The following is a 12904-nucleotide window of genomic DNA, read 5'->3' on the forward strand; positions in this document are numbered from 1 at the left end:
TTATAAAACCATTAGACTCTAAACTGTGGGAGCAATGCAGGCACACCGGGGAACATACCCACCAAGCCCATGGCAATGCACAGAATCACAAAACCTGCCACAGGGATAATCACACGTCCCATCAGACCAAGCTCAACACTACGTTTCTTGTCACCAATGAGACCTAAGTTGTCTAGCATCATGGTTAGCGACCAACCAAACACGGGATTCACCAGTGCTGATGAGAACACCACGATGGCAGCTGACTGAGTTGTCTTACCTGCACGAGTCATCTCCATGCCTGCTTCTAGTAGGGGTACAAATACCGCCACGATAAGAGCTGTGGAGAGTACAGGTTGCCATACCGCCAAGTCCATGGGATAACCCCAAATGGCTGCGACGATACAAAATACCGCAGTCAAGACAGCACCAGCAGGAATTGGACGTTTGGCGATGGACGCAGGCACGATGTAGGTACCCCATGATGATGTGAAGTTCGCCCCGCCCAGTGCCGAGCCCACCATTTGACGGATAGAGCACGCAATGGTCGTGTCATCAATATTCATGTGTGTACGTTCAGAGTGCTTAGGATAGCTGATTTGCTGGAATACTTTATGTCCTAAGAAATCTGGTGGCCACATGGCAACCGCCAACACCGCAAAAGGAAACACCACGATAAAGGCTTTGGCGTCGGGCAAACCCAGTGTCCAACCTGTATTCTCACCCCACCAGTAGGTCGGGCTAAGCGGTGGCAGTCCCGGCTCGGTCTTAAACTCAAAGGGAGCTCCCAAGATAAACGCCAAAAATCCTGCCAACGCACAGCCGATAGGCACCGCAAGCCAACGTTTTTGCCAATGTTCTAGCAAGGCATACATGACAATGGTTGATAAAATAATGATAAAGGCGATGTGTGGCAGACCAATTTTATCCGCCCAGGCTATCATGTTTTTGACCTGAGCCATCAGCCCTACAAAACCCAGATAGAGTAGTAGCCCGCCTGCCACCCCGTTACTGGTGAGCTTGGACATCAGGCTGCCGCCTTTTAAGACCGCCATAATCAGTCCAAATACCCCGATGAGCACACCAAAAGCAAGTGGATGCCCACCTGCCGCCACCACAATGGGAATGAGCGGAATGAGCGGTCCGTGTGTGCCAGGTAAGTTGGATGTTGGCAGGAAAAATGCTGAGAAAATAAGCACAAAGATTGAAGCGATAATCATCTCATAGCGGACGTTTTGCAAAACAAAATCTTCGCCCAAACCAAGTGGTGCAGCAAAGGCGGCTGCCATCGCTCCTACCATGACGATTTTACCAATCATCCCCGCCATCGCAGGAATGGTATCTTCAAACTCAAAACGATAATCACGAAATGGCAAGTTCACGCCCCATCTTTTGGGTTTCATGATTTGCAGTTCGTGTCTTAGATAAGCATCACGAGACTCAAAGGCTGATGATGGCTTATGAAGCTCTTCATAGCTTTTGGTTGCGTATTCTCGGATTTGCTCTTCGGTTAAATCAGATTGAACATCACTCACAAATATCTCCTATCACTGTGAGAAAAATGCGTTTTAAAATCCTTGTTTTTTCATTTGTTCAAGTCTTGCATTCATCTGCACGCTCAAACAATGCCAAAAAACACTTTTTAAAACACTAAGCAATCTGGCCATTCCACCAATTCATTAATTATTTCTACAAGATAACACAAATATTTTTTGGGTTATTTTATAACAATAATTTAATAAATCAATCGTACTAGCAAGAGTGCGGTGCTGATTATAACTTTCTTTTTTGTGACTGTCATGTTTTATTTGTAAAAAATTATGAAATATTTGCTAAGTTACTAATTTTTAATGACATTTAAACTCATTTTGTGTAAATGATAAAAATTTGTTAAAATAAATCCCCATTACAAAACAATCACAAAGACCATCACATGACCACACCCACCACTTACCCCTGCCCCCAATGTCAAAAACCGACCAGTTGGTCTGATAACCCCAACCGCCCGTTTTGTAGTGAACGCTGTAAGCTTATTGATTTAGGGGCGTGGGCAGATGAGTCGTATCGTGTGGCAACCGATGATACGCCATTTAGTGATGAATTGCCAAAAGTGTGATTTACACCCAAATTTTGAGAGTTTTATCAAATTTTACACCCTATGAATTTGACAATTTTTGATTTTATTATTTAGAAAAATTTAAGGATTTGTTATGTCATATCTTATGCCAACCTACGCCCGCCAGCCCATCTCGTTTGTGCGTGGACAAGGCTCATATCTGTATACCGCAGACGGCACGGCGTATCTGGACGCTCTGACAGGCATTGCCGTGTGTGGGCTTGGGCATTGCCACCCTGCTGTCAGCCACGCCATGAAAGAGCAAGCCGACACACTCATTCACACCAGTAATCTGTATGGCATTGACTGGCAAGAAAAAGCAGGTGAAATGCTGTGCCAAAAGGCAGGCATGGATAAGGTGTTTTTTGCCAACTCAGGAGCCGAAGCCAACGAATGTGCATTAAAACTGGCTCGCCTATACGCCCACAATCAAGGCAAATCTCGCCCCAAAGTCATCGTCATGGAACACGCCTTTCACGGTCGCACCCTACTCACCGTAACTGCCACCGCCAATCCTAAGGCTCGCTCAGGCTTTTTTACCCTAGATGATGATTTTATCCGTGTGCCATTTAATGACATCTCTGCCGTAGAAGCCTTGATAGACGACAAGGACATTTGTGCGGTATTTGTAGAACCCATTCAAGGCGAAGGTGGACTACATACCCCAAGCGATGATTATCTAGAAAAGCTACAAAATATCTGCCACGCTAACGACTGGTTATTTATGCTTGACGAAGTTCAAACGGGCAACGGTCGCACGGGCAAATATTTTGCTTATCAATATAGCAACGTCAAGCCAGACGTACTAACCACCGCCAAAGGTCTGGGCAACGGCTTTCCTGTGGGGGCGTGTATGGTATCTGGGCGAGCCAAAGACTTGTTCGGAGCTGGTTCACACGGCTCTACCTTTGGTGGTACGCCCTTTGGCTGTCGGGTGGTCTGTGCTGTCTATGATGAGCTGACCGATGAAGTCATGGCAAATGCGGTGCGTGAGAGTGATTTTATCCGCCAAAGCGTGCGTGAGCATTTCCCACAAATAGACGTGCGTGGGCGTGGCATGATGATAGGTTTTGGCTTGCCTGATGACGTGGATTGTACGCACATTGTGGATATGGCTCGTGATGAGTTTCATCTGATTTTAAATGTAACAGGCGGTAATGTCATTCGTCTGCTCCCTGCCTTAAATATCAGTCATGATGATACGGTGATTTTGACCGATAGGCTGATTGGTTTGTTAAAAAAGACCTTGGGATAAACTTGGTGTAAGATTTGCCATATTCTAGCAACCATTGTTAAAAAAAATGCCTAAAATTCATCCGATTTTGTAAAACTTGTTGAAGTTTATTTTGGTAAAATTATCATACTTTACTTCATTCTCAACTTTTTATAAGTGATTGATTTATCAAGGGCGAATTGCAATTCGCCCCTACAACCCAACAATAATTATAGGGCAATCAATAAGTTATCATTTTAAGTTGAGATTGACATACAATTTATTTTATCAAAACAATTTTAGGAAAATCATGAACAACACTCACCGTCAAACAGGAGCAAGCATTTGGGTCATTCTGCCGTGGCTCATTGCCCTAGCCTTAGCCACGGCTTTGGTGCTATTGGTCGCCAAGCACAACGCCACACCCGTAACCGCCCAAAGCACCCCCAAAGCCGAGCAGATTGCCCCAAATACGCAGTCAAGCGAACAGGCATGGCAACCCACCCTTGCCACGCCCAAAGCCCACAACAACCCTGACACCGCCCCCACAGTAGACTCTTATCACGACGCAGTCACCCAAGCCAGTCTGTCTGTGGTTAATATCTACACCACCCAAAAGGTGCAAAACCCTTATATGGGCGACCCTGTGTTGGAGCAGTTTTTTGAATACTATGGACAGGGGCAAGAGATTGACAGGGGGGCGAGCAGTCTAGGTTCGGGCGTGATTGTCTCCAAAGACGGCTATATCGTCACCAACGCCCATGTCATCGAAAAAGCCGATGAGATTACCGTCGCTCTCAATGACGGGCGTAAGGCACGGGCGACCATCGTCGGGGCGGACGTGGAGAGTGATTTGGCGGTAATTAAGGTTGAGATGGATAACCTTGTTCCACTCGCGTTTCGCCGTGAACCCATTCGTGTGGGTGATGTCGCTCTTGCCATTGGCAATCCCTTTGGCGTGGGTCAGACCGTCACCCAAGGTATTATCTCTGCCACAGGTCGTTCTGGACTGGGTCTGACTACCTTTGAAGACTTCATTCAGACTGACGCCGCCATCAACCCTGGTAACTCAGGCGGTGCTTTGGTGGACGCCAATGGGGCATTGGTTGGCATTAACACCGTCATCTACTCTCGCTCTGGCGGTTCGATGGGGATTGGCTTTGCCATTCCTACTACCATTGTTGAGCAGGTCATGAACGGACTGATTAGCACTGGCAGGGTCAGCCGTGGCTGGCTTGGCGTGGAGATTGCCCCTGTTCGGGAAAACCCCACCAATCTCACCGCTCACGAAGGCGTGGTCATCGCCAGTGTCATGGCGGATGGTCCAGCAGGTAAGGCAGGTCTACGGGCAGGCGATGTGGTGCTGTCACTAGACGGCAAAACCATTGACAACGCCAACACACTCATCGGTATCGTTTCTGCCAAAGCCCCCGACAGCACACTTGATGCCGTGGTCAAACGTGGCGACGATGAGCATGAACTTACCATTATCGTCGGCGAACGCCCCAGTCGTGGCAACAACCGCCAAAACAGCGAGCAAGACAGTCGCTCTCTAAGCCCCGAAGAGCGTGCTTATCTTAATGAGCTGTTTAATCAGTTAAACCGCATGCACGGACGCTAATGGCAAACCAAACCCAATCTTTGCATTGGGTTTTTTGTTGAATTTTTAAAATAAAGCCTTACTATTTATCAATCATTTACAAACCACGAGAACATCATGAGTGAACACATCGATGACGATAAAATCCTAGCCGTCCGCCGATTTTTATTAACCTTGCAAGACAACATCTGCCAAGCCCTAGAAGCCCAAGAACATGCAGGCGGTATCGATGGGGCAAGCTCTGCCAGATTCATCAGCGACATCTGGGAACGCCCCGATGGCGGTGGCGGTCGCTCGAACGCACTCTCTGATGGCATAGTCATCGAAAAGGCGGGCGTGATGTTTAGTCACATTCACATCCACAACCTACCCCCATCTGCCAGTGAACGCCATCCCCAACTGGCAGGGGCAACCGCACAAGCGATGGGCGTGTCTTTGGTCGTCCATCCCAAAAACCCCCACGTCCCGACCAGTCATGCCAACGTTCGCCTGTTTGTCGCCACGCCTGCTGATGGTGGTGAGCCGATTTGGTGGTTTGGGGGCGGATTTGATTTAACTCCCTTTTATCCCGTGATGAATGATGTCGTGCATTGGCACACCGTCGCTCACAAGCTGTGCCAGCCTTTTGGCGATGATATTTATCCAACCTTTAAGGCGTGGTGCGATGACTATTTTTACCTAAAACATCGTGGCGAATGCCGTGGCGTGGGCGGACTGTTTTATGACGACCTAAATACTGCTACACAGGGTTGGGATTTTGAAAAATGCTTTGCTTTTATGCAGGCGGTAGGGCAAGGCTATATCGATGGTATCATTCCTATTTTTGAAAACAACAAACACCGACCTTACACCGCCAATGAACGTGCCTTTCAGCTGTATCGCCGTGGGCGGTATGTTGAGTACAACCTTGTCTATGACCGTGGCACGCTGTTTGGCTTGCAGTCCAATGGTCGCACCGAGTCCATTTTAGTGTCCATGCCCCCTTTGGCAAGCTGGGCATATCGCTACGAACCTGTGGCAGGCACGCCAGAGTTTGAACTGACCGACTTTTATTTAAAGCCCAGAGATTGGCTCGGTTTGATGGACAAATCATAAACGCCCGCTTTGTTATCAAATGTAACTTTGTGTGCTTTTATGCAATGGCGTTTGAAATCATCAAAGACTTGTGATATATTTGGGTCAAGTTTATATCAAAAGTTTGTATAAACTCATGAATAATAAAAAAGAATTGGCTTTTGCCAATTCTTTTTTGTCAAACACCAAGCCACCTTGATAGGAAGCCCCATGAAATTTGTAAAAATGCAATCGGTAAAATCTTTCACTCTCATCACCCTAACCGCCCTTGTCCTGACTGCTTGTGGCGAAAAAGCCCCTGCTGGTGCCGGTTCAGCAACATCAACCGATGTCAAAGCTCGCCAAGACCTAATGCAAGATTGGCGTGGTGCCAATGATATTTTAAAAGGCATGATGGAAAATCCTGCCAATTTTGATGCCGCCACCTTTAAAGAGCAAGCTGAGTTCATCAGTGGTAGCACCGCCCAAATGTGGACGCACTTTAATGATGCCAATGCCAAAGGCGACTCTCAGGACGCTGTATGGTCAGATGCGACAGGCTTTCAAGCCAAAAAAGACGAGTTTGATGCCGCCGCCCAAAACCTTGTGGCAGTTGCCGCCACCGCTCAAAGTGCTGATGATGTCAATACTGCTTTTGGAGCCATGGCAGAAGGTTGTGGCAGTTGCCATAAAGTTTATAAAAAGTGATTGTTGATTGCTGAACATTTGCATGATTTTAAGGATAAATTAGGTTTGCCCTTATTTATTTTGTCGTTATTCAATTAAGATAATTTTGGTAAATTGACATATAAAAAAGAGAGGGCGAGATTCACCCAAGTGTTTATTTTGCCACGGGACTTGTAGGGGCGTGTTGCACACGCCCTTGATGATACGTTGATATTTAGGGCATGCACAGCACACCCCCACAACTTCACTCAAAGACATTATTAATCAATAATATTAATACCCATATTTTATACAAACAAAAACAAGCCCAATTTGAGCTTGTTTTTGTTTTTAAAGCAATAATTATTTTAAACAATCGTTTTGTAAATTATGCTTTATCAAAGTTTTCTTGAGCTTTGTCCCAGTTTACCACATTCCAAAATGCCTTGATGTAGTCTGGACGTTTGTTTTGGTATTTTAGGTAATAAGCATGCTCCCACACGTCAAGACCGATGATTGGCGTACCTTCACAGCCTGCCACGTCTTTGCCCATCAGTGGGCTGTCTTGGTTGGCGGTTGAGACAACGGCAAGTTTGTCGCCTTGCTTAACCAGCCATGCCCAGCCCGAACCAAAGCGAGTGGCAGCGGCTTTTTCAAATTGCTCCTGGAAAGCTTCTACCGAACCAAAATCACGCACGATGGTATCTTTTAGTGAGCCTTGAAGCGTGGTGCCAGTTTTTAGGATTGTCCAAAATAGGCTGTGGTTGGCGTGCCCGCCTGCGTTGTTGCGGACGGCAGTTTGTTTGTCGGCAGGCAGTGCAGATAGATTGGCGATGACTTCCTCGGCAGATTTGTCCGCCCATTCGGTACCTTCTAGGGCGGCGTTGGCGTTATTGACATACGCTTGATGATGGCGAGAATGGTGGATTTCCATGGTTTCTTTATCAAAATGTGGCTCTAATGCGTCATAGCTGTAACCTAGCTCAGGCAGGGTAAAAGACATGATAATTCCTTAATAAAATTAGGGTTAATGTTTGTACAAATCGTTGATTTGTCCCATCAATATAAAGGCAAAATTGGCAAATTTCAAGTGCTATTTTATGAGTTTACAAAAAACCAATCTATTAAATGATTATCATTATTTAATATATAGTCAATACTTATCTTACCCACCACAAAGCAAAAAAAAGCAAATGGCATTTTAAAAACAGCCTTCTATCCAAACCAGATTTTTGTGCATTTTTAAAAAATTTAACCTTAGTATTTATAAGGATTTATTCTTATTTTGGAAAGAGATTTGATAAAATAAACCTATCAGAGCATACCTTATTTCTCAACTTTATATTTACACCCAACCAACTTGATATTTACCACGGGTTTGTAGGGGTTGGCTCTGCACACCCTTTGATGATATTACCATACAAGGCGTGCTCAGCACACCTCTACGTCCATACATCATTGTATTTGTAGTAATTTTAAAGCTTCTTGGGTGTATTTATTAACCCACTTTTATAAAGCCAGCCAATCTATAAAAACAAAACCGCCTTTTTGCACAATTTTTGCCACGCTCCAAATAAAAAATGCTACAATATCCCAAACCCTAACACACTCTCATCATGGCAAAAAAATCCTCTTACGTCTGCCAATCCTGCGGAGCCAATTACGGCAAATGGTCAGGGCAATGTGCCGACTGTGGCGAATGGAACACGCTCACCGAAGCCCCCAATGTCGCCATGCCCCACCACAAAAAAAACACTGCCAAATCCGCCCCAAAAACCGCCAACTATGCAGGCGACAGCTCAGGGGTCATGACCCTTGCCAATGTCGGCTTTTCGCTAGAAACCCGTATGCCCACAGGCTTGGGCGAGTTTGACCGAGTGCTTGGCGGTGGACTTGTGGCAGGTTCGGTGGTGCTGATTGGGGGCGACCCAGGTATCGGCAAATCCACAATCCTTTTGCAAACCGCCATCAACATGGCAAGTAGCGATTCGCTCGCTGGCTCGGCTCTATATATCACAGGCGAAGAGAGCCTGTCGCAGGTTGCCATGCGTGCGGTGCGACTAGGGCTACCGACCGACCGCCTAAGGGTGCTTGCCGAGACCAACGTTGAGACCATTTGCATGGCTCTGACCGCCGAACAGCCTGCCATTGCCGTCATTGACTCAATCCAAACGCTTTTTACCGAAGCCATACAGTCCGCCCCTGGGGGTGTCGCCCAAATCCGTGAATCCGCCGCCGTCTTGACACGCTATGCCAAGCAAACAGGCACGGCTCTGTTTTTGGTGGGACACGTTACCAAAGAAGGGGCGTTGGCAGGGCCTCGTGTGCTAGAACACATGGTAGATACAGTGCTGTATTTTGAAGGCGAATCGGACAGTCGATTTAGAATGATTCGTGCGGTCAAAAACCGTTTTGGGGCGGTCAATGAATTGGGTATTTTTGGCATGACTGATACAGGCTTAAAGGAAGTTGCCAATCCGTCCGCCATTTTTTTAAGCCGTTATGATAAGCCGATTGCAGGCTCGGTGGTGATGGTCAGCCGTGAGGGGACTCGTCCGCTTTTGGTGGAGGTGCAAGCCCTTGTGGACGACTCGCAAGGTCAGCCAAGGCGAATGGCTTTGGGGCTTGATTATCAACGCCTATCCATGCTCCTTGCGGTCATGCACCGTCATGGCGGTATCTACACAAGCGGTCAGGACGTGTATGTCAATGTCGTGGGCGGGGTCAAGGTGATGGAGACAGGCTCTGATTTGGCGGTGCTTTTGGCGTGTGCGTCTAGTATCAAAGAAAAACCGCTCCCATCAAGGCTTTGTGTGTTTGGCGAAGTGGGGTTATCAGGCGAGATTCGTCCTGTGCCAAACGGTCAAGAACGCCTAAAAGAGGCGATGAAACACGGCTTTACCCACGCCATTATCCCAACCGCCAATGCACCCAAAGCAGGGGATAAAAATTTTGCAAAGATAACCATTATTGCGGTGGATAGGCTGGATACGGCGATTTGGCGGGCATTTGAAATTGCGTAGATATAAAATTAATCCTTGCAATCTTCACTCCACGCCTGTTTTTCAAAATCATAAAAATAACGACAATAAGGCATTTTAAAATCTGAATAATAAAGCATTGCGTGGGATTTTTTGTCTGGTTCAGAATGCCAATGATGATAACGGACTTTTGGGTTATTGATGATTAGGCTTTCTTTATTTGGGTAAGTTTGGTGAATTTTGTGGTATTCTGTAATTTCTTTGGCAAGGGCTTGACCGTCAGTTTGTGATTTAGTGTTTTGATAATTGGCATTAAACTCAGAGCCAATGACAAACAATATTCCCACTATTATATTGATAAAGTGGCGTAGGATAAATTGCTTGGTTAAAATAAGCCGAGCCGTCCAAATAACAAGCCCAATGGTAATGATAGGTGTCAGTATTGCTCCAAGCAAGCCGCTGTTGCTAAAAAAATCCATTAGAGTTGCAACTGCCATTAAAATAACAAATAATAGTGTATTGGTTGGCTTGCTATTTTGGGTGTATAAAATTAAAAAATGCTGAATAAAGAAAAAGAACGCACAAAATGCCAATGTAAATAAAACAGATGATAAGTCAATATATCCTTGATTTTTGATATTGATAAAAATAAAAAGGCCAATTGTCCATAAACTTGCGGATAAATGTTTTAGCCATTTATGAGAATATTTTTGGTTGTTAATTGCCAAAATAAAACTCAATAAAGGCAGAAATAAAAATGCAAAAAATATCACTTGCCAGTATAAAAATTTAAATTGACTTATTAAAAATAACATACCAATCAATAAAAGATTGGCAATAATAAATTGCCATAAAGTCAAATTTTTTACGGCAAGATTTAATGTATTAAATATGATTTTTCTTAACATAATTATTTGTTAAATCTTTGTCATAGATGGTCTTATATGGTTTTAATATTGGACTATGGTGTAATGGTTTTTTAAATAAATACAACCCAAACCATAAAATCAACTTGACGGTTTGGCTGTCTTTATCGTATAATTTTTTATATTATAACTTTTGGCAAATCATTATGCAACCCTCTTGGCTCTCACGATTGATGTTATTTGGCACACAATATAGCCTTGTTATTGTCTTATTGGTTGCTTGGCAGGCGGTCATTGGATTTGGGTTATTGCCTGATTATTTATTGCCAAGTCCAATGCAAATCATCAAAGCCTTTATTGATGATTTTGCTTTGTTAATGGGGCATTCTAAATATACGCTAATGACGGCATTTTTGGGAACAGTGATTGGGCTGTTATTAAGTTTTGTGTTGTCCATTTTAATGGATTTGTCCAAAAACTTTCGTCAAATGGTCTATCCGATATTATTATTAAATCAAACCATTCCCACCATTGCCATTGCTCCTTTATTGGTGATTTGGCTTGGTTATGGCATATTGCCAAAAGTGGTGCTTGTGGTGTTGTCGGTGTTTTTTCCGATGACGATTGCCTTATTAGATGGTTATAATTCCATTGACAAACAAGCCTTAAATTTATTTAAATCAATGAAAGCCACCACTTATCAAACTTATGTTCATCTAAAAATTCCATCGGCAATGGGGTATTTTTTTACAGGACTTAAAGTTTCTTTATCTTATGCCTTAATATCGGCAGTCGTGGCAGAATGGCTTGGCGGTTATCATGGGCTTGGGGTCTATATGACCCGTGTGCGAAAATCGTATGAGCTGGATAATATGTTTGCGGTGATATTTTTTATCAGTTTTTTGACGCTTGTATTATTGGCAAGTGTTAAATTAATTGAAAGGCAGGTATTAAAATATCAGTATTTAAAATGATTGTTTAAATTAAATTGTAAAAATAAAAAGCAGGGTGCGTATTATGCATCAATATATTGTTTTATTTAAAAGGTGCGTGGTACGCACCTACAATACCGTAATATCAAATCAAAATAAAAACCCAATTAATCTCTTTAAAAACCATTGCCAAATCTACCCATTTCATTTATAATAAAAACCTTAGTCGGGGTGCTTTTTATGTAAGTTAAAAAGCTGAGATGATACCCGTGAACCTGATACAGTTAATACTGGCGTAGGAAACTAAATGCTTAATTTATTTGATGTTTTTGTCGGCTTGACTGTATTTGCCTTTGGGTTGCCCCAAGGGTTTTTTATTGACATTGAATGGAGTTGTTATGTTAAATCAGTTAAGCCCAAAATTATTATCCGTCATCGCCCTTGGAGCAAGCCTATGTGTGGCAGGGTGTAACAAACCTGCCGACACGTCCGCCAAGCCTGCCCAAGAACCTGCCAAAACCGAAAAGCAAGAGCTTATCATCGCCCTAGACTGGGTACCCAACACCAACCACACAGGGCTGTATGTGGCACTAGATAAGGGCTATTTTGCCGAGCAGGGTTTTGATGCCAAAATCGTTCAACCGTCCGAAGACAGTACGTCCACACTGGTGGCGAATGAACGTGCCGATTTGGGCGTGTATTTTCAGCCGAACATGGTCAAACGCCTAAACAAAGGCGAGCCGATTACCGCCATCGGAGCCATCGTTCAGCACAACAACGCAGGACTGTTGTCGCTCAAATCATTGGGGGCGACCACGCCAAAAGACTTGCACGGCAAACGCTACTCAACGTGGGAAGACCCTGTGGACGACAAGACGGTGGCAAGCCTTGTCGGTGAGCCACTAAACCCAATCCCTGGGGAGAGTACGGACGCAACAACCGCCTTGCGTATGAACCAATTTGACTATATTTTGGCGTATTATAGTTGGGACGGCATTCACGCAGGACTCAAAGGCGTGGAGACTAATTTCTTTTATCTAAAAGACTCAAACCCTGTGTTTGACTACTATTCGCCCGTTATCATCGCCAACAGCAACGAACTACAAAAAGACCCCGAACGCTACAAAAAAGCCATGACCGCCATCAGTCAAGGCTACACCTATGCCAGTCAGCACGCCGATGAAAGTGCTAAGATTCTTATCAAGCACGCCCCAGAGATTAACCCCGAGCTTGCCAAAGCCAGTCAGCAATATATGTCAGGGCAATATCTGGCAGAAGACGGTAGTTGGGGGCGGTTTGATTATAATCGTTGGGATAATTTCTTTAAATGGGTATACGATAATAAACTCATTGATAAACCGTTCGCCCCACAAGCAGGGGTCAGCAACGATTATTTGCCCAATGATGCAAAATGATGATATGGATTTTGCGATTAATTAATCTAAGCAATATTTGTGTAGGGGCGTGTTGCACACGCCCTTTGTACGTTCTATCTTAA

11 protein-coding genes and 1 riboswitch are annotated in these 12904 nt (G+C 44.6%); of the genes, 8 read left to right on the forward strand and 3 right to left on the reverse strand.

From position 1 onward, the window contains the following. Positions 1–11: 11 nt before the first annotated feature. On the reverse strand, positions 12–1514 hold the full coding sequence (locus tag DX073_RS02055) for a DUF3360 family protein (RefSeq protein ID WP_258556853.1): 1503 nt from the start codon (positions 1512–1514) through the stop codon (positions 12–14). 398 nt (positions 1515–1912) lie between these two features. Between DX073_RS02055 and DX073_RS02060 the strand changes: the two genes are divergently transcribed. The 5 genes from DX073_RS02060 to DX073_RS02080 all read left to right on the forward strand — a co-directional run bounded on the left by DX073_RS02060 (position 1913) and on the right by DX073_RS02080 (position 6669). Beyond that, positions 1913–2095 carry a DNA gyrase inhibitor YacG gene (locus tag DX073_RS02060; RefSeq protein ID WP_115005062.1) on the forward strand — a complete coding sequence of 61 codons (183 nt, stop codon included), beginning with the start codon at positions 1913–1915 and terminating at the stop codon, positions 2093–2095. 94 nt (positions 2096–2189) lie between these two features. Continuing rightward, complete coding sequence (locus tag DX073_RS02065; RefSeq protein ID WP_115005064.1) at positions 2190–3350, forward strand: aspartate aminotransferase family protein; 1161 nt, start codon at positions 2190–2192, stop codon at positions 3348–3350. A 268-nt stretch (positions 3351–3618) separates the two neighbouring features. Continuing rightward, the gene (locus tag DX073_RS02070) at positions 3619–4929 is read left to right on the forward strand and encodes a S1C family serine protease (RefSeq protein ID WP_115005066.1); all 1311 of its coding nucleotides are present in this window, start codon (positions 3619–3621) and stop codon (positions 4927–4929) included. Positions 4930–5025: 96 nt separating this feature from the next. Then, entirely contained in the window at positions 5026–6003 is a 978-nt protein-coding gene (gene hemF, locus DX073_RS02075; RefSeq protein ID WP_115005068.1) for an oxygen-dependent coproporphyrinogen oxidase, read from the forward strand. A 189-nt stretch (positions 6004–6192) separates the two neighbouring features. Then, positions 6193–6669 carry a c-type cytochrome gene (locus tag DX073_RS02080; RefSeq protein ID WP_115005070.1) on the forward strand — a complete coding sequence of 159 codons (477 nt, stop codon included), beginning with the start codon at positions 6193–6195 and terminating at the stop codon, positions 6667–6669. Positions 6670–7015: 346 nt separating this feature from the next. Here the strand turns inward: DX073_RS02080 and sodA are convergent, their stop codons facing one another. After that, the gene (sodA, locus tag DX073_RS02085) at positions 7016–7630 is read right to left on the reverse strand and encodes a superoxide dismutase [Mn] (protein ID WP_115005072.1); all 615 of its coding nucleotides are present in this window, start codon (positions 7628–7630) and stop codon (positions 7016–7018) included. A gap of 613 nt (positions 7631–8243) precedes the next feature. Here sodA and radA point away from each other — a divergent pair. After that, positions 8244–9650 carry a DNA repair protein RadA gene (gene radA / locus DX073_RS02090; protein ID WP_115005074.1) on the forward strand — a complete coding sequence of 469 codons (1407 nt, stop codon included), beginning with the start codon at positions 8244–8246 and terminating at the stop codon, positions 9648–9650. Positions 9651–9658: 8 nt separating this feature from the next. On the opposite strand, the gene DX073_RS14055 is transcribed toward radA, so the two are convergent. Further along, complete coding sequence (locus DX073_RS14055; RefSeq protein ID WP_147279670.1) at positions 9659–10087, reverse strand: hypothetical protein; 429 nt, start codon at positions 10085–10087, stop codon at positions 9659–9661. A gap of 593 nt (positions 10088–10680) precedes the next feature. Here DX073_RS14055 and DX073_RS02100 point away from each other — a divergent pair. Further along, entirely contained in the window at positions 10681–11448 is a 768-nt protein-coding gene (locus tag DX073_RS02100; RefSeq protein ID WP_258556854.1) for an ABC transporter permease, read from the forward strand. A gap of 175 nt (positions 11449–11623) precedes the next feature. After that, a riboswitch (TPP riboswitch) is annotated at positions 11624–11725 on the forward strand. Between the two features lie 79 nt (positions 11726–11804). Next, positions 11805–12821, forward strand: a complete 1017-nt coding sequence (locus DX073_RS02105) for an ABC transporter substrate-binding protein (RefSeq protein ID WP_115005078.1) — start codon at positions 11805–11807, stop codon at positions 12819–12821. Positions 12822–12904 lie beyond the last annotated feature (83 nt).

Source organism: Moraxella lacunata, assembly GCF_900453205.1.
Taxonomy (GTDB): domain Bacteria; phylum Pseudomonadota; class Gammaproteobacteria; order Pseudomonadales; family Moraxellaceae; genus Moraxella; species Moraxella lacunata_B.